The 17,691-nt window shown below is 67.0% G+C and carries 16 protein-coding genes; 6 read left to right on the plus strand and 10 right to left on the minus strand.

The features are described from left to right. Positions 1 to 3: 3 nt before the first annotated feature. From C0R46_RS19830 to C0R46_RS19855, 6 genes are all read right to left on the minus strand, one after another. Positions 4 to 984: an ABC transporter permease gene (locus tag C0R46_RS19830; protein WP_102961408.1), complete on the minus strand. Its 981-nt coding sequence runs from the start codon at positions 982 to 984 to the stop codon at positions 4 to 6. A 3-nt stretch (positions 985 to 987) separates the two neighbouring features. Beyond that, positions 988 to 1,797: a BtpA/SgcQ family protein gene (locus tag C0R46_RS19835; RefSeq protein WP_102961409.1), complete on the minus strand. Its 810-nt coding sequence runs from the start codon at positions 1,795 to 1,797 to the stop codon at positions 988 to 990. A 39-nt stretch (positions 1,798 to 1,836) separates the two neighbouring features. Next, entirely contained in the window at positions 1,837 to 2,616 is a 780-nt protein-coding gene (locus C0R46_RS19840; RefSeq protein ID WP_198598420.1) for a DeoR/GlpR family DNA-binding transcription regulator, read from the minus strand. Positions 2,617 to 2,765: 149 nt separating this feature from the next. Continuing rightward, positions 2,766 to 5,060 (minus strand): xanthine dehydrogenase family protein molybdopterin-binding subunit, encoded by a 2,295-nt coding sequence (locus C0R46_RS19845; protein WP_102961411.1) that lies wholly within the window; start codon positions 5,058 to 5,060, stop codon positions 2,766 to 2,768. Then, a complete protein-coding gene (locus C0R46_RS19850; protein ID WP_102961412.1) occupies positions 5,057 to 6,034 on the minus strand; it encodes an FAD binding domain-containing protein in 978 nt (325 codons plus the stop codon). The genes C0R46_RS19845 and C0R46_RS19850 overlap by 4 nt, the downstream gene beginning before the upstream one ends. Further along, positions 6,031 to 6,507: a (2Fe-2S)-binding protein gene (locus C0R46_RS19855; RefSeq protein WP_102961413.1), complete on the minus strand. Its 477-nt coding sequence runs from the start codon at positions 6,505 to 6,507 to the stop codon at positions 6,031 to 6,033. The genes C0R46_RS19850 and C0R46_RS19855 overlap by 4 nt, the downstream gene beginning before the upstream one ends. Before the next feature lie 308 nt (positions 6,508 to 6,815). On the opposite strand from C0R46_RS19855, the gene C0R46_RS19860 reads away from it, so the two are divergent. Next, positions 6,816 to 7,442, plus strand: coding sequence for a TetR/AcrR family transcriptional regulator (locus tag C0R46_RS19860; RefSeq protein WP_102961426.1), 627 nt, complete (start codon positions 6,816 to 6,818; stop codon positions 7,440 to 7,442). 149 nt (positions 7,443 to 7,591) lie between these two features. On the opposite strand, the gene C0R46_RS19865 is transcribed toward C0R46_RS19860, so the two are convergent. Beyond that, positions 7,592 to 9,028: an NAD-dependent succinate-semialdehyde dehydrogenase gene (locus tag C0R46_RS19865; protein WP_102961414.1), complete on the minus strand. Its 1,437-nt coding sequence runs from the start codon at positions 9,026 to 9,028 to the stop codon at positions 7,592 to 7,594. 244 nt (positions 9,029 to 9,272) lie between these two features. Then, positions 9,273 to 9,701 (minus strand): GlcG/HbpS family heme-binding protein, encoded by a 429-nt coding sequence (locus C0R46_RS19870; protein ID WP_102961415.1) that lies wholly within the window; start codon positions 9,699 to 9,701, stop codon positions 9,273 to 9,275. A 324-nt stretch (positions 9,702 to 10,025) separates the two neighbouring features. Between C0R46_RS19870 and C0R46_RS19875 the strand changes: the two genes are divergently transcribed. Together C0R46_RS19875 and C0R46_RS19880 are read left to right on the plus strand one after the other, a co-directional pair. Next, positions 10,026 to 10,955 (plus strand): AEC family transporter, encoded by a 930-nt coding sequence (locus C0R46_RS19875; RefSeq protein ID WP_102961416.1) that lies wholly within the window; start codon positions 10,026 to 10,028, stop codon positions 10,953 to 10,955. Positions 10,956 to 11,083: 128 nt separating this feature from the next. Beyond that, a complete protein-coding gene (locus C0R46_RS19880) occupies positions 11,084 to 12,319 on the plus strand; it encodes a flavin monoamine oxidase family protein (RefSeq protein ID WP_102961417.1) in 1,236 nt (411 codons plus the stop codon). 41 nt (positions 12,320 to 12,360) lie between these two features. On the opposite strand, the gene C0R46_RS19885 is transcribed toward C0R46_RS19880, so the two are convergent. Next, a complete protein-coding gene (locus C0R46_RS19885) occupies positions 12,361 to 12,624 on the minus strand; it encodes a DUF2312 domain-containing protein (RefSeq protein ID WP_102961418.1) in 264 nt (87 codons plus the stop codon). Positions 12,625 to 13,003: 379 nt separating this feature from the next. Here C0R46_RS19885 and C0R46_RS19890 point away from each other — a divergent pair, with 379 nt between their 5' ends. Beyond that, positions 13,004 to 13,297: a hypothetical protein gene (locus C0R46_RS19890; protein ID WP_102961419.1), complete on the plus strand. Its 294-nt coding sequence runs from the start codon at positions 13,004 to 13,006 to the stop codon at positions 13,295 to 13,297. Between the two features lie 39 nt (positions 13,298 to 13,336). Here C0R46_RS19890 and C0R46_RS19895 read toward each other — a convergent pair whose 3' ends face one another. Continuing rightward, positions 13,337 to 15,097, minus strand: coding sequence for an ABC transporter ATP-binding protein (locus tag C0R46_RS19895; RefSeq protein ID WP_102961427.1), 1,761 nt, complete (start codon positions 15,095 to 15,097; stop codon positions 13,337 to 13,339). A gap of 624 nt (positions 15,098 to 15,721) precedes the next feature. On the opposite strand from C0R46_RS19895, the gene efeU reads away from it, so the two are divergent. Then, positions 15,722 to 16,588, plus strand: a complete 867-nt coding sequence (gene efeU, locus C0R46_RS19900; protein ID WP_102961420.1) for an iron uptake transporter permease EfeU — start codon at positions 15,722 to 15,724, stop codon at positions 16,586 to 16,588. 10 nt (positions 16,589 to 16,598) lie between these two features. After that, the coding region (gene efeO, locus C0R46_RS19905; RefSeq protein ID WP_102961421.1) for an iron uptake system protein EfeO at positions 16,599 to 17,691 on the plus strand (1,093 nt) is incomplete at its 3' end.

The following is a 17,691-nucleotide window of genomic DNA, read 5'->3' on the forward strand; positions in this document are numbered from 1 at the left end:
CATTCATGCCTTTGCGGCTTTCCATCTGAAGAAGCCGAGCCCGCCCTTCTCGACGAGGACGCGCGCCGCCATGACGATGATCAGGAGGCTTCCGAAGAAGAGGTCGCGCGCAAAAGCCGTGAAGGCGAGGAAGTTGAGACCGGAGGAGATGAGCTGCAGCGTCACCACCGCGAGGACGATGCCGCCGACGGTGCCGGCTCCGCCAAAGGGGCTGACGCCAGCCAGGATGTTGATGAGGATGACGAGCAGAAGATAGGAGCCGCCGTAATCGGCATTGGCCGAGTTGACGCGGGCCAGGATGACGAGGCCGGCCAGCGCCGAGATCAGCCCGGCGATGGCGTAGATCCGCAGGATCAGCGCCTTCTCCGGCATGCCGACGAAGCGCGCCGCCAGCGGATTGGCGCCATAGAGGCGTGCTCGCGTCCCGGACGCCGTGAAGCGCAGCACCAGGCCGAGCGCCAGCGCCGCCAGCGCGAAGATCACGAGCGGCACCGGCACGGCGCCGCCGATCGACCAGTTGCCCCAGGCACCGTACCATTCCGGCATGCCGGTGATGGCGGGACCGCCGGTGACGACGATGCCGATGCCGCCGTAGAGCTGCAGCGTGCCGAGCGTCGCCAGGATCGGCGGCAGGCGCAGATAGGCGATGAGGCAGCCGTTGAGGAGGCCGCAAACGAGGCCGAGGAGCAGCGCCGCCGGCACTGCCGCCCAGGCATATTCAGGCCCGGCGCGCAGCAGGAGCGCAGCGACGACCGAGGCGAGGTTCGCCACCGCCACCACTGAGAGGTCGATGCCGCCGGAGATCATGGTCGGAAGCACCGCCAGCGCCAGCAGCCCAAATTCGGGAAACTGCGAGCCCATGGATGTCAGGTTGGCGAAGGTCAGGAAGTTCGGCGCGGCAAGGCTGAGGGCGGCGAAGATGGCGATCGCCAGCGCTCCGAGGCCGAGGATGTAACCGTTGGTTGTGTCGCGCCGAGCGCTCATCGATCAGTCTCCGCGGGCCGACTTGGCAAGGCGCATGAACTCGGCGGCACGGTCCGCATCGACCGCCTTCCAGGTGTCGCCGTCGACCTTCAGCGACGAGCCGACGATGCAGCCGTCCGCCACCTTCAGGACGTCGGCAACCGTCGCATGCTTCACCCCGGTATTGGCAAGCACCGGCGTCGTCGGCAGCACCTTCTTCACGGCAATGAGGTCGGTCATCTCGGCCGCCTCGCCGGTGATGGCGCCGGAGACGAGGATCGCATCCGGAATGGAGGAGAAGACCGCCGAGCGAGCGCGGTCGGAGAGCTCGCGGCGATCCAGCGAATAGGCGAACTCGGCCGAGACATTGGCGAGCATGGCGACGTCCGGGCGGTGCAGGCGGTCGCGGTAGCGCATGGCCGCGCCGGCATTCGGCGTCCACGGCCCCATGTCGGAGGCATAGGTGCCGGTGAGGATCTCACGCAGGAACGATGCCCCCGTCGCCGCCGCGAGCGCGACGCTCGCCATCGGGTCCCAGAGGACGTTGACGCCGAACGGCTTCTCGATCTCGGAACGGAGCTGGCCTATCACATAGGCCATGGTGGCGGTGGAGGCCGTATCGACCTTCAGCTCGTAGGGGCGGTCGTTCTCGTTGCCGAACATCACCGCATCGACGTCGGCGGCCTGCAGGGCGCGCAGGTCGCGGCGCGCGGCCTCTACGATCGCCTCGACACCGCCGTCGGCATCGTACAGCGGCGAGCCCGGCAGCGGCGAGAGATGGACCATCGCGATGACCGGCTTCGTTTCGCCGAACAGCGTCTTGAACTTGCTCATATCTTCAACGTCTTCTTCTGTTGCGGCCGGAGCCGGGTATCAGTGGAACTCGACTGCGCGCAGGCGCGGCCGGTACGGATCAAGGCGCGACGCCGCCTTGCGGTCGGTGACGAGAAGGTCGATGCGGTCGAGCCCGCAGACGGGCGTCGGCGCGCGCCTGTCGAGCTTGGAATGGTCGGCGAGAAGGACTGTGCGCTTGGCGCCGGCGACGCCGGAGCGCTTCACCTCAGCCTCTTCCGGCGTCGAATTGGAGATGCCGTCGGGATCGACGGCGTCGGCGGCCATGAAGAAGATGTCGAATGAGAGCGCCTTCAACTGCTCGCGCGCGCTGCTGCCGACGATGCTGTAGAAGCCGTTGCGCACTTCGCCCCCAAGGACGGAGACCTGGGTGCGCCCGCTGGCGGCCGCTTCCGCCACCTTGAGATCCATGGCGACGATCGAAACGTCGCGGCCGGCGATCGCCTGCGCCAGCGCCAGCGTGGTGGTGCCCGAATCCAGGAGAAGACGCTGCCCGTCCTCGACGCCGAGTGCTGCGGCGGCGCCGATGCGCGTCTTCAGCGCCTGATGCACGCGCAGCTTTTCCATGAAGAGCGGCTCGGCAAGGCCGTTCTGGCCCGGCGCCATGACACCGCCATGAGTCCGGGTGGCAAGGCCGGCTCGTGACAGCACTTCGAGATCGCGGCGCGCCGTCGGTCCCGACACGCCGAAATGCTCGATCAGCTCGCCGATCGTCATCTGACCACGCGCCGCGATGAGCTCGGCCATCCGATGATGGCGCTCCTGCGGAAAGCGGATCTGCTGACGTGCCTCGTCTCCCATACCGTGATCATTAATGATCATTTGGGCGCGGTCAACCCGCTTCTTAGGCTGTCCCCATCGGCGGCAAGGACGGTGGGCTGGCCAATGAGGCAGCTCGATGCAGCCGCAGCCGGCAAGGGAGCGGCTGCGGCTGCCCGGCGCCGAAGAGCCTAGACGAGGCTCTCCAGCGTGATCGGCAGGCGGCGGATGCGCTTGCCGGTGGCGTGGTAGACGGCGTTGGCGATGGCCGGTGCGACGCCGACGATGGCGAGTTCGCCGACCGCTTTGCCGCCGAGCGGTGTCGCGGCGTAGTCGGGCTCGCCGACCGAGATGGTCTCGATTGCCGGCACGTCGGCATTGGTGGCGATGCGGTAGTCCGCGAGGTTGGCGTTGAGGATGCGGCCATTGCGTGGATCGACGACGCCCTCTTCCAGCAGCGCCATGCCGATGCCCATGACGATGCCGCCCTTGAACTGGCTGTCGGCGAGCTTGGGATTGTAGAGCCGCCCCGCATCCAGCGCCGAGACGACGCGCGAGACGCGCACCGTGCCGAAATCCTCGTCCACCCGCACCTCGATGAAGTGGGCGCAGAAGGAGTGGCGGGAGACCGGCAGGTTGGCGCCGCGCTCCATGCCGGCCATGGTGGTGAAGAACTTCCGCCGCTCTTCGTCGGAGCGCTCGCCTTCGGGCAGCGTGTCGCGCTTGACCTCGATGACGGAGCGTCCGGTCGCCGCCAGCAGCTCGGCAATGCCGACGGCCTCGCCGCGCGGCGTCATCACCCGGCCGCCTTCGACGCTCAGCGTATTGGCGCGGTCGCGCAGCGGCGATGCGGGATCGCCGAGCCCGAGCGCGATCAGCTCGTCGCGCGCCGCCAGCGCCGTCTTGTGCACGGCGCCGACCATCAGGTTGGCGAGCTGCGAACCGCCGGCGACCGGCGCACGCGGCAGGCGCGAGTCGCCCAGCCTCACCGTCACCCGCTCTGCCGGAACGCCGAGCGCATCCGCCGCCGTCTGCGCGAGGATCGTGTAGGTGCCCGTGCCCATGTCGATGGCGCTCGACAGCACTTCGACGGAGCCGTCGGCGAGGATGCGCACCATCGCCTCGGCAGGGCTTGAATAGACCGGGTGCGTGCCGACGGCCATGCCCCAGCCGATCAGCTGCCGCCCGTCGCGCATCGAGCGCGGCGTCCTGTTGCGGCGCGCCCAGCCGAACGCCTGCGCACCGACGTCATAGGCCTGGAGGAGCCGGCGCGACGACCAGGGCTTGCCGTTCTCGAAGTCGTGGTCCGGCTCGTTCAGCCGCCGCAACTCGAGCGGGTCCATCGCCAGCGCCTCGGCCAGCTCGTCCATGGCGCATTCGAGCCCGAAGGCGCTCGGATTCTTGCCGGGTGCGCGAAAGGCGCCGGGCGTCACCGTGTTGACCGGGACGATGCGGTGGCGCGAGCGCAGGTTCGGCACCGCGTACATCATCGACGTCACGACGCCGAGCGTCTCGACGAAGGTCTTGGTCGCCGCCGTCTCGTTGGCGCCCTCATGATCGAGGGCGAGGATTCGGCCATCCCTGTCGGCGCCGAGCGTCAGTGTCTGCCGCGTTCCCGGCCGGCCGCCATAGGCCGTGAAGGTCTGCGGTCGTGTGACGGCGAGCTTCACCGGCCTGCCGAGCATCTTCGCCGCGATCGCCGCAACGGCCGAGTGTGGCAGCGGCTGCCCCTTCGAGCCGAAGCCGCCGCCGATGAAGGGCGAGACGATGCGGACGTTCTCGAAGGCCAAGCCGAACCAGTCGGCAAAGTGCTGCGCCATGCCGTCGACCCACTGGCTCGGCTCATAGACCGTCAGGCGGTCGTCGGCCTCCCAGTGGGCGACGAGGCCGTGCGGCTCGATCGGCGTGTTGTATTCGCGTGGCGTCTCATAGGTCTGGCTGATGACGACGGGCGCGGCCGCCAGCGCGGCATCGACGTCGCCCCAGCCCTTGTCCTGCGCCTCGACCGGCCTGCCCTCGCCGGCCCGCGCGTCGGCAAAGCTCGCGATCACCGCCGCATCCTCGTAGGTGATCGTGACCAGCCGCGCCGCCGCCCGCGCCTCTTCCAGCGTGTCGGCGACAACGGCCGCGACCAGTTCGCCATTGTGCTCGACCACTTCGGCGAAGGGCGTGTAGGTCTCGCCCTCTGGCTTGTTGCCGTAGAAGTCCGACACGGGGCGAAGCCGCAGGCTGTTGCCGGCATCGAGCACGAGACGTACGCCGGGGCTCGCCTCCGCCGCGTTCCGGTCGATCGAGACGACCCGTCCAGCGCCGACGGTCGACTGGACGAGGACGCAGTGGAGGACACCCGCCACCGGCTGCTCCAGGGCATAGGTCGCGCGGCCTTGCACCTTGTCGGGCCCGTCGGCACGGCTGAGGGGCCGGCCGAGCGGCGAGGCGCCGTCCGATGCGTCACCCTGCTTGGCGCGGCGTTCGAGAGCACTCATTGCAGGCCTCCGGCGGTGAGGATCGCGCGGGCGACGACGCGCGCGCCGAGTTCGATCTTGTAGGCGTTGCCACCATGCGCCACGGCGCCTTCGACGGCGAGGCGGCTGGCTGTGCGAATGGTGGTCTCGTCCAGTGCCCGGCCGCGCAAGGCCTCCTCGACCGCCTGGGCGCGCCAGGGCACCGTCGCGATCCCGCCGAGCGCGATGCGGATGTCGCGGATGGTGGAGCCATCCAGCTCGATCCCCACGGCGGCGCTGGCCGAGGCGAATTCATAGGACTGGCGATCGCGCACCTTCAGGTAGGTGGATGAGCGCGCCACCGGCCCGCGCGGGATGCTGACGCCGGTGATGATCTCGCCAGGCGTCAGGATCGTCTCGCGCTCTGGCGTGTCACCCGGAGCCAGGAAGAACGCTTCGATGGCGATCTCACGGTCTGTGGTGACGACGCTCGCGCCAAGCGCCGTCAGCGCCACGGCAAGATCACCGGGATAGACGGCGATGCACGCGTCGCTGCCGCCGAGAACGGCATGGCCGCGCGCCACGCCTCCGATCGCCGAGCAGCCGGAGCCGGGCGCGCGCTTGTTGCAGGCGGGGTAGGCTGCGGGATCGCGGAAATAGCTGCAGCGGGTCCGCTGCAGGAGGTTTCCGCCGATCGTCGCCATGGCGCGCAGCTGCGCCGATGCGGCCAGCAGCAGCGACTGCGTCACGGCCGGCGCCTCGGCGCGCAGGCCGGGGTCGGCGGCGACGCGGCTCATCGTGGCGAGCGCGCCGATGCGGATGCGGTCCCCCTCCACCGCGATATCGCGCAGGCCCGGCAGCCGGGTGATGTCGATCACCAGCTCGGGCCGCACCACGTCGCATTTGGCGAGGTCGATCAGGGTCGTGCCACCGGCGAGCAGCATGGCGCCCGGCAGCCGGCTCCGCGTCGCCGCCTCTTCGAGGCTCGACGCGCGGGCATAGTCGAAGTCGATCATGCTGCCTCCTCGGCGGCACGACGGACGGCCGCTACGATATTGGGATAGGCGCCGCAGCGGCAGAGATTGCCCGCCATGAACTCGCGGATCTCGTCGTCGGAGCCGGCATGGCCCTCGCGGATGCAGGCAACCGCCGACATGATCTGGCCGGGCGTGCAGTAGCCGCACTGGAAGGCATCCTCCTCGATGAAGGCGCGCTGGACGCGGTCGAGAGTCCCATCCGCGGCCGCCAAGCCCTCGATGGTCGTCACCTCACGGCCCTCCACCTGCACGGCGAGGGTCAGGCAAGCGAGCACCCGCTCGCCGTCGACATGGACCGTGCAGGCACCGCACTGGCCCTGGTCGCAGCCCTTCTTGGTGCCGGTGAGCCCAGCATGCTCGCGCAGCGCGTCGAGCAGGGTGACGCGCGGCTCCAGCCGCAAGGCGAAAGCCTCGCCGTTGATCTGGAGCTCGACAGGTCGCGGATGTGCCATAGGATGATCCCTGTCCGATGCGGTTGTGGTGTGTGAGCAGCCGGCGCAGACTGGTTCAGCTGCCAGTACTTCGAAGCGACGCTGACAGCCGGCTGCCCGATGCGGTAAGGTGAGACGGCGCCTCCACTTAAACGGAGGGCCCTCCGTTTAACGAGAACGTAGCCGCAGCCGTCGTGGATTCAAGAGACCGCCACAGAAAAGACGACGAGGCGTCCGCTGCTGCATGCTCTTGCGAAGTTCCGCCGACGTTGCAGCGCCCGCCAGCCGGTGGGACAGCCTTAGTACCGGAGGGTGCGCACTCATCTGGCCTGCAGGCGCCGGAGGGGAAAGGAAAGTCGTCTGGAGCCGACAGTGCCGGCAAGCCTCTGCGCGCGGATGCGCGGCGTAACCGCGACAAGCTCCTCGCCATCGCGGCCCGCGCCTTCGCGGAAGCCGGCGTCAACACTTCGCTGGAAGCGATCGCCCGCGAGGCCGGCCTCGGCATCGGCACGCTCTACCGGCATTTTCCGACCCGCGAGGCGCTGATCGAGGCGACCTATCGCCGCGAGGTGGAAGCGCTGGTCGAGGCCGCCGCCACGCTGAGCCGCGAACGCAGTGCCGAGGCCGCGCTGGCGGAGTGGATGCAGCGCTTCGTCGACTACATCGCGACCAAGAGGGGCATGCGCGACAGCCTGCGGCTCCTGTCGGAATCCAAGTCGCCGCTCTTCGCGCAGACATCGGGGCTGGTCCCGCGTGCCCTGACGGGGCTCATCGAACGGGCAGCGGCAGAAGGCGCAATCCGGACCGACGCCGACAGTGCCGACGTGATGCATGCTCTGTCGAGCATCTATTCCGCCTCCGACGGTCCAGATTGGCGGGAGCGCTCGCGGCGTCTGGTCAGGCTGCTGATGGACGGTCTGCGCTATGGCGCGCCGGGTGCCCCGAAAGCCCGCTGAGACGAGCCGAGGTAAGGACGCTGGCCTCAGCCTCGAACCATCGGCACCATAGGACCTTTATTACCAGGCTTGATCTGCGCCGGATGCGAAAACGCCGGCGGAGGTGTTCCTCCGCCGGCGCCACGTCATGCAGGGTTCTGCCTTGAAGATCAGCTCATCTGGCTGACGAAGCGCGTCTCGAGATAGGCCTCGACCGCCTCCGAGCCGCCCTCGGTTCCGTAACCGGAATCCTTGATGCCGCCGAACGGCACTTCCGGCAGAGCAAGACCGTTGTGGTTGATCGTCAGCATGCCGGCCTCGACGTCACGGCCGAGCGCGGCGGCGGTGCGCACCGAGCCGGTGAAGGCGTAGGAGGCGAGGCCGAACGGCAGGCGGTTCGCCTCCTCGATGGCGTCGTCGTAGTGCGAGAAGCGGTTGATGATGGCGAGCGGGCCGAACGGCTCGTCGTTCATCACCTTGGCGGAAGTCGGCACGTTGGCGAGCACCGTCGGTTCGAAGAACTGGCCCTTGTTGCCAATGCGTGCGCCGCCGGTGCGCAGCTCGCCGCCGTTGGAGACGGCGTCGGCGATCATCGACTGGATCGCCGGAATGCGACGCTCGTTGGCGAGCGGACCCATCTGGCTCGACTCTTCGAGGCCGTTGCCGACCTTGATCGCCTGTGCCGCCTTGACGAAGCCTTCGGTGAAGCGGTCGGCGACGCTGTCCTGCACTAGGAAACGCGTCGGCGCGACGCAGACCTGACCGGCATTGCGGAACTTCGACATGGCGGTGATCTCGATCGCCTTGTCGAGATCGGCATCGTCGAAGATCAGTACCGGCGCATGGCCGCCGAGCTCCATCGTGGCGCGCTTCATGTGCTGACCGGCCAGCGCTGCGAGCTGCTTGCCGATCGGGGTCGAGCCGGTGAAGGAGATCTTGCGGATCACCGGATGCGGGATCAGGTACTCCGAAACCTCGGCCGGCACGCCGAAGACGAGGTTGATCACGCCAGCCGGCACGCCGGCATCGGCGAAGGCGCGGATCAGCTCGGCCGGCGAGGCCGGCGTCTCCTCCGGGGCCTTGACGATGATCGAGCAGCCGGTGGCAAGCGCCGCCGAGAGCTTGCGCACGATCTGGTTGATCGGGAAGTTCCAGGGCGTGAAGGCGGCGACCGGGCCGACCGGAACCTTGATGGCAAGCTGCGCGACGCCCACGGTGCGGGCCGGGATGATCTGACCGTAGGTGCGGCGCGCTTCCTCTGCGAACCAGTCGATCGTGTCGGCCGCGCCGAGGATCTCGGTCTTCGACTGCGCCAGCGGCTTACCCTGCTCGCGCGTCATCAGATAGGCGATGTCCTCGACCCGCTCACGCAGGAGGTCGGCCGCGCGCCGCATGACCTTCGAGCGGTCGAAAGGTGAGGTCGAGCGCCAGGTCCGAAACCCCTTCTCGGCCGCGGCCAGCGCTGCATCGAGATCTTCGCGGGAAGCGTGGGCGATTTCGCCGATCACCTCGTCGGTGGCGGGATCTGTCACCTCGATGGTGCGGCCATCGCTGGCATCGCGCCACTGTCCGTCAATGAAGAGCTGCGTGTTGCGGTAGCTGGGCATGGTCATGGTCCTTCGTAGAAGCGGCATGAACGTCGAATTCGGAGGGCAGCCGGCGAGCTGACGGCAGCCGCGGCGGCGCGTGCCGATGGCGATGCAGTGAGACGGCGTACGGGATAGCGCATCAGGCAGACGCTGTCGCGGCCTTATCGTCCCGCGGCATCCGCTTAGTTAGGAGCCCGACGGCGGCATCGCCACCCGGTGTGGGCGGCACCGTCAAGCCGCGGATAAGCCGGCAGCAGCCCGATCAGCGCTGCAAGCTGGCCAGAAAATAGTCGATGCCGGCCTGGGCGCAGGTCCGGTCCTGATCCGGCGTGCCGGAGCTGAGGCCGATGCCGCCGACCACCTCGCCGTCGACGATGATCGGCAGGCCGCCGGCCACCACCATCAGCCGGCCGCCGATCGCGGAGTTGATGCCATAAGCCGGCGAACCTGGCTGCGACGCCGTGCCATAGTCGTGGGTGGCGCGCTTGGCGCCGGCCGCGGTGAAGGCCTTGTCGATCGCGATGGTCGTGCTCGTCACCTTGCCGCCATCCATGCGCTCGAAAGCGACCAACTGGCCGGACTCGTCGGTGATGGCGATGCACATCGGCACGCCGATCTCCACGGATTTGCGACGGGCGCCTTCGATCAGGAGCCGGGCGTCGGCAATGTCGATGCGGGTGATGGTCAGCATGATGGGTCGGCTCCGGGTCTTGCATGAGGCCGCTCGATCCGGCCTAGCGAAGGCGGGTGAACAGCGCGAGCCTCTCTAGCGGAAGCGGCCCGACAAGGCGACTGCCCGCCGACGCCGCTTTAGGCGCCCGTCATGTGAAGGCGGGGATGCGGGCGCCGATCGATCCTACCTGCCATCCATGCGGATCATCGGGCGGGACAATCTCCCTCCGGGGCTTTCGCCATCGACGTGCACGTCGTAAGGCAAACGAAGTTTTTCTGGCTCGCGCAGCCGCGCGACTAGCGCATCGGCCGCCCGCGCCGTTTCTCGCAGTCAGATCCCGCCGTGCTCTACGTCCTCTCCGTTATCACGCCGACCTTCGGCCTCCTGCTGATCGGCTATGTCGCCGCTCGCTTCGGCCTTCTCGATGGAAGCGTCGGCGACGGTCTGGCGCGCTATGTGTATCTCCTCGCCGTGCCGTGCCTCTTGATGCGCACGATCATGCACTCGCATGTGCCGGAGACGCAGCCCTGGGGCTACTGGTTAGCCTATTTCGGCGGCGCCCTCTTCGTCTGGTCGATCGTGCAGGTCATCGCCCGCCGTATCTTCAGGCGCAGCCATCGGGAGGCCGTGATCTTCGGCTTCGCCACCGGTCACGCCAACACGGCACTGGTCGGCATCCCGTTGATCCTCCAGGCTGTCGGACCGGAGGCGGCAACGCCGCTGGCGCTTCTCCTCACAGTTCATCTGCCGGTGACGACAGTGGTCGCGACCCTGCTCTTCGAGGGCACCGGGGGTGACGGCCTGCGCCACGCCGGCCGGCGCATCATCCGGATGATGGGGACCCACCCCATCCTGATCGGCATCTATACGGGCCTCGTGCTACGCGTCGCCGGGCTCGATACGGTGGGACCCGGCGACAAGATCATCGAATCCATCGCCGCCTCTGCCGCGCCCTGCGCGCTGATCGGCATGGGACTGGAGCTGGCGCGCTACGGCATCGGCAAGGAACTGAAGCCAGCTCTGGTGATCAGCGTCCTGAAGCTGATCGTCCATCCGGCCGCCGTCTATGTTCTCGCCAGGCACGTCTTCACCATGCCGCCGGTGTGGTCGGCCGTCTGCGTCCTGTTCGCGAGCTGCCCGTCCGGCGTCAACGCCTATCTCATGGCCACACGGGAGAAGGTCGGCGTCGGCGTTGCCTCTGCGGCCCTGACGGTCTCGACCGTCCTGTCGGCTCTCACCATCTCCTTCTGGCTCTACGTCATCGCGACCTAGGGCCGCATCCTGCCGGGCGGACAGAACGAGAGAGCGCCCTTGATTGCGGCTTGTGGCCGGAGCCTTTCCGCCATTCGCCCGTTTGGCTCGTCCGACCGCCGTTCTCCCTCCCTGCAGCCGCACGACCCATGTCCGTTCCCTACGATGTTGCCATCATCGGCGCCGGTGCCGCTGGCCTCGCCGCGGCGGTCCGCCTCGCCAGGACACCGCTGAAGGTAGTGGTCCTCGAAGCGCGGTCGCGGATTGGCGGCCGGGCGCATACGACTTCGATGGGCGGGTTTGCGCTCGATCAGGGCTGCGAGTGGCTGCACTCGGCCGACGAGAATCTGCTGGTCCGGCCGATCGAAGAGGCCGGCTTCAGCATCGATCGCACCCGGCCCGCCTGGGGCCGGCAGAGCGGCAACCGGCATTTTTCCGAAGCCGAGCAGGACGAGTTCTCAAACGCCTTCGAAGCATTCGATGCGCGCCTGGAAGCCGCCCGCTTGCAGCCGGACCAGGCGGCTGCCGACTTTCTGGAGCCCGGCAACCGCTGGAACAGGCTGATCGATGCCGTCAGCAGCTACTACAATGGCGTCGAATATGATCGCGTGTCGGTGCACGACTACGGCGCCTATCGCGACAGCGGCGTGAACTGGCGGGTACGCGAAGGCTACGGCACCGCCATTGCCGCGCTTGGCTCCAGGGCCGAGGTGATGCTGGACTGCGCCGTGAGCCGCGTGGAGCATGGCGGCGCCTCGGTGCGCCTTGTGACGACCCGTGGCGCCCTCGAGGCGCGGACGGCCATCGTCGCCGTGCCGACTCCGCACCTTGCCGAGGAGCGCATCCGCTTCTCACCGGCCCTGCCGGAGAAGGTCGCGGCTGCAGCCGGCCTGCCGCTCGGCCTTGCCAACAAGGCCTTTCTCGCCGTCGATCGGCCGGCGCTACTGCCGGCGAACGGACATGTCTTCGGCCGACCCGACCGAACGGACACGGCAAGCTATCATCTGCGCCCCGCCGGCCAGAACTATATCGGCGTGTTCGTCGGCGGCCGCCATGCGCGAACGTTGGAAGCCGCGGGCGAAGGCGCCATTGCCGAGTTCGCTATGGCCGAGCTCGAGGCGCTGTTCGGCAGCGAGCTGGCGGCCTCGCTCAAGCCGCTCGGCGAGACGGCCTGGGGCCGCGACGTCCACGCGCTCGGTTCCTATTCGCATGCCCTGCCTGGTCATACCGAGGACCGGCAGCGGCTTGCCGAACCGGTCGGCGGGCGGCTCTACTTCGCCGGAGAAGCGACGCATCGAACCGCCTTCTCGACAGCCCATGGCGCTTGGGAGAGCGGGTTTCGCGCCGCCGAAGAGGCCCTCGCCGGCCTTGGGTTCACGGGCTAGAGCGAGGCCCGTGTCGAACAAGCCCCGGCATCCAGTCCCGATCAGGCCGCCTTGGCGACCGGTGCTTCTTCCATGGCGCGCATATAGAGGTCGAGCAGCGTGTCGTGCTCGTCGCGCTCGTCCTGGTCCTGCTTTCGCAGCTTGATGATTTCCTTGATGATCTTGACGTCGAAGCCTTCGCCCTTGGCCTCAGCGAAGACCTCCTTCTTGCCCTCGTTCAGCTCCTGGATCTCGCTCTCGATCTGCTCGATGCGTTCCACGAAGGCGCGGATCTGACCGCCCGCGATGCCGGCCGTGTCGCTCATGGTTTCTCCTTAGGTCGAGTCGGGAGGCGCAATCTCGCTCAGCCTTGGTAAACGGTTGCTGAACGCCGCACGAGTGCTCCATTCCACCCAGGAGGCTGGTGCCGGTCAGATTTCCTTAAGATGTCGAAGCGAGGATCGCGCTTCACAGGTCCGACCGACCAGCGCGGCGGCAAGCATCATGTCCCGTGTCGCCGTCCGTTAACGGCGGGCGGGCCGAATGCTCTCTGCGGTACTTAAAATTTACGACGATTCCAGAATCAAAATTCTTCCGCCGCGATTCAGGGTATTGAAGTCTCAGGCCATTTTCCGGCTGTGACCTCGATGGACCGCGTAGCGGAATGCCGTACGACATGCGCATTGCCGATTGCGATACAAAGCCATGACCGATCGTTGCGACGATCCGTCCGGCGGCATCGAGGACTCCGTTCATGACACGCTGCTGCCCGGTCTTCCGCCGGTGAGCCGGCACGCGCAGGACTTCCTCGACAGCTTTGCCAGCGGCGCGCCGTTCCTGTCCGATGATATCGAAACGGTCGGCACCAGCGTCTCGGTGCGCACGGGCTTCCGGCGCACGATCGTCCGGCTCTTCGTGCAGGGCACCTCAGCCACGCGCGGTGCGGGCTTGCACGCCCTGATCGGCCTGTTCTCGACGCTGCTCAGCGCCATTCTTTGACTGACTGCGCCCGCTGTACGGTGGGCCGGATGAGTTCGGTTATAGCCCGCTGACCGCTATCGCCGTGTCGAGATCCGGCTCCGACGTCCGGCTGGCCTGCGCCTCCTGCAGCCGGCGATAGGCACCGCCCGCCTGCATCAGCTCGCGGTGGCTGCCCTGCTCCACGATCCCCGACCGGTCGACCACGATGATGCGGTCGGCGTGGCGGATGGTGGCGAGGCGATGGGCGATGATCAGCGTGGTGCGGCCGCGCGACAGTTCGGTCAGTGACTGCTGGATGGCGCGCTCGGTCTCGCTGTCGAGGGCCGAGGTCGCCTCGTCGAGGATCAGGATGGCCGGGTTCTTCAGGAACATGCGGGCAATCGACAGACGCTGCTTCTGCCCGCCGGACAGCTTGACGCCGCGTTCGCCGACGATCGTGTCCATGCCCTGGGGCAGTCGCGCGATGACGTCGTCGAGCCGGGCGCGGCGTGCCGCTTCGGCAATCTCCTCGTCGGTCGCGTCCAGCCGGCCATAGGCGATGTTGTCGCGCACACTGCCGCCGAACAGGAAGACGTCCTGCTGGACGATGCCGATCTGGCTGCGCAGCGACTCCATCGTCATCGTGCGGATGTCGATGCCGTCGACGGTGATCGAGCCACCCGTCACGTCGTAGAAGCGGGGCAGCAGCGAGCAGATCGTCGTCTTGCCGGCACCGGAGGGGCCAACGAAGGCGACCGTCTCGCCCGGCGCGACGTCGAAGCTGACATGAGAGAGCACCGACGCGCCGCTGCGATAGGCAAAGCTTACGTTGCGATAGCTGATACGGCCTGCGAGCGGCGGCGCGGGAACCGCGTCCGGCGCATCCTGGATATCCGGCTCGGTGTCGATCAGGTCGCAATAGCGGCGGAAGCCGGCGATCCCCTTCGGGTAGGTCTCCAGCACGGCGGTGATCTTCTCGACCGGGCGGAAGAAGACGCCGACGAGGAGCAGGAAGCCGACGAAGCCGCCATATGACAGCGATCCGTCCATCACGAACCAGGTGCCGGCGATCATCACCACCATCTGCGTCAGGCGCATGGAAAGATAGTTGAGCGACGTGTTGGCCGCGATGATCTTGTAGGCCTGCAGCTTGGTCTCGCGATAGCGTTGGTTGCTGACGGCGAAGAGACCCTCCTCGTGGCTCTCATTGGCGAAGGCCTTCACCACCCGGATGCCGCCGACATTCTCCTCGATGCGGGCGTTGAAATCGCCGACGCGGCCGTAGATCGCATGCCAGGCCGCCGTCATGCGGCTGCCGTAGCGCGTCGTCAGATAAGCCGTGGCCGGGACGATCGCAGCCGTGATCAGCGCCAGCTCGACATTGACGACAAACATGAGGATGAAGGCGCCGATGAAGGTCATCACGGCGATGAAGAGGTCTTCCGGCCCGTGATGGGCGACCTCGCCGACCTCCTCCAGATCCTTGGTGATGCGGGCGACGAGATGGCCCGTCTTGCGCTCGTCGAAATAGCTGAAGGAGAGCTTCTGCAGGTGAGCGAAGGCCTTGCGCCGCATGTCGGTCTCAATGTTGATCCCGAGCATGTGGCCCCAATAGGTGACCACGACCATCAGCCCCGCATTGACGCAGTAGACGAAAAGGAGCGCGGCCGATGCGATGAGGATCACGGCCCAGTCGCGGCTCGGCAGGAGGTCGTCGACGAACAGCTTCACCGCCATGGGGAAGCCGAGTTCCAGCAGCCCCGACAGGACCGCGCAGGAGAAGTCGACCAGAAACAGGCTGCGATAGGGTTCGTAATAGGAAAAGAAGCGCTTCAGCATGGCAGGCCAGGACATGGGGACGTTGGTGCGTGGCTCGGATCGCAATGACGATCATCAGCGCGCATGGGCTCACCGGCCCGGCGTCATCCATAAAGGCGGCTGCCGCCGAGGCAAACCCGCAACCGTCATCCGGCCGATCTTATTCCGGCCGTCCGTCTGCCGGCGGATCGATGACACGCTCGAAAGCGTCAACAGCCGAGACCAGACCGGAGGCCCGCGTCCGGGCGGTCTGGACCACGCTGCGGGCGTCGACAAGGCGGACAACGCCACGACAGCCGTCAATCGGCATTACCGATATGAAAAGTTGCCGGCGAGGGTTAGATTTTCGTCAGAACGCGCCTTGGGATGCAGTTCCCCGAGAGTATTCATAGAATAACCGTTTATATCCTCGCCTATCTACATACCGGACGAATTTCTTACAGGAACCGCGCCGCTATCATGGTCATAGTCGATCTTCTAGCGCCTGATAGACGGCGCCTGGGCGGATTATATTTCTTTTTTACGTTCATCTCTGCACTTTCAAATCATTCTAAACTAGCCTCGACCTGCAACCTGTTTGCGCCGCCCAGTCGGCTGCGATAAGACGGCGCCATTCGATACTGATCGCTGCTGCAAGAGCCTGCCATGCTCGTCCCATTCCTCATCATGCTTCGCGAAGGGATCGAGGCGGCGCTGATCGTCGGGATCATCGCCAGCTATCTTGCCAAGACCGGCCGGCGCTCGTGGATGCCGGCGGTGTGGACCGGTGTCGGCCTCGCCGTCGTTCTCTCCCTCGCCACCGGCTTCGTCCTCAATGCACTGAGCGCCGAGTTCCCGCAGAAGCAGCAGGAGCTCTTCGAGGCGGTCGTTGGACTCATTGCCGTCGTCTTCCTGACCTCCATGGTGTTCTGGATGCGCAAGCAGGCGCGCTCGATGAAGAGCGAGCTGCAGGGATCGATCGAGGAAGCGCTGTCGCACAAGGCGGCCGGCGTGGCGCTCGTCGGCATGGCGTTCTTTGCCGTGGCGCGCGAAGGGCTGGAGTCGGTCTTCTTTCTGCTCGCCACCTTCCAGCAGGACGTCGGCCTGGCGGCGCCGGTCGGTGCCGTGGCGGGCTTGGTGCTGGCGATCGCCGTCGGCATCGCCATCTATCTCGGCGGCCTGCGGCTCAACCTGCGCCGCTTCTTCCGCTGGACCGGCGTCTTCATTCTCTTTGTCGCCGCGGGGCTGCTCGCAGGCGCCGTCGGATCGCTTCACGAGGCCGGCCTCTGGAACGGGCTGCAGGGCGTCGTCTTCGATCTCAGCCATGTGCTGCCGACCGATAGCGCTCTTGGCGCGGTGCTTGCCGGCCTCCTCGGCTACAATGATCGACCGACGGTGGGTGAGGCCCTCGCCTATCTCCTCTTCCTCGTGCCGATGCTGATCCTGTTCTTCACCGGACATCGGTCAGCACCGTCGAGCGCGGCTGCCGCCGGACTTGACCTGCAGGCGTCCGACGCGCGTTCGCGAGCCTGAGGAGCGATCGATGTCCCGCAACGCTCTCCGCTGGCTTGGTGCGTTCATCGCCGCCAGCATCGTCATCGTCATCGGCGCCGTCGCGATCGTCTATGTCGCCGGCGATCGCAGCGGTACGCAGGGAACAAGGCAGGCCGGCACGGCGGCGGATGGTGGCAGCGAGGCGATCCAGGTCGCGATCACGGCGAAGGCCTGCGAGCCGAACGACCTGACCGTGCCCTCCGGGGAGGCGAGTTTCGCCATAATCAACAAGAGCCAGCGGGCGGTCGAGTGGGAGATCCTCGACGGCGTCATGGTGGTCGACGAGCGCGAGAACATCGCGCCCGGCTTCGTTCAGACGCTGCGCACCCGGTTGCATCCCGGCAAGTATGCCATCACCTGCGGCCTCCTCAGCAATCCGCGCGGTACGCTGACGGTGACCGCCGGTGCCGATGCCGCTCCGGCGGCGCCGACCCTGGTCGACCTGATCGGACCGATGGCCGAGTACAAGATTTACGTCATCGGCGAGACCCGCAGCCTCGTCGGCGCGGCGGCTGAGTTCGCCGATGCCGTAAAGGCCGGCGACCTGGACAAGGCGAAGTCGCTCTATGCCCCGAGCCGCGTCTCCTATGAACGGATCGAGCCTGTCGCCGAGCTCTTCAGCGATCTCGACGCCTCCATCGATTCACGCGCCGACGACCACGAGAAGGCCGAGGAGAGCGAGGACTTCACCGGCTTCCATCGCCTCGAATACCTGCTCTTTGCCAAGAACACGACCGAAGGCGCCGCGCCCTTTGCCGAAAAGCTCAAGGCCGACACCGTCGACCTCGAGGCGCGCATCAAGGGTCTCACCATTCCGGCGAAGGCGATGATCGGCGGCGCCGCCGTTCTCATCGAGGAAGTCGCGGCCAGCAAGATCAGCGGCGAGGAAGACCGCTACAGCCATACCGACCTCTGGGACTTCCAGGCTAATATCGAAGGGGCCCAGAAGATCGTCGAGCTGCTGCGTCCGCTCACCGAGCGCTCCGACAAGACCCTGTCGGAAAAGATCGACGCCAACTTCAAGACCGTCAACGACATCCTGGCCAAGTACCGGAACGCCGACGGCAGCTTCCAGACCTATG

The sequence above is a fragment of the Mangrovicella endophytica genome, from assembly GCF_002893625.1.
GTDB lineage: Bacteria > Pseudomonadota > Alphaproteobacteria > Rhizobiales > Rhizobiaceae > Mangrovicella > Mangrovicella endophytica.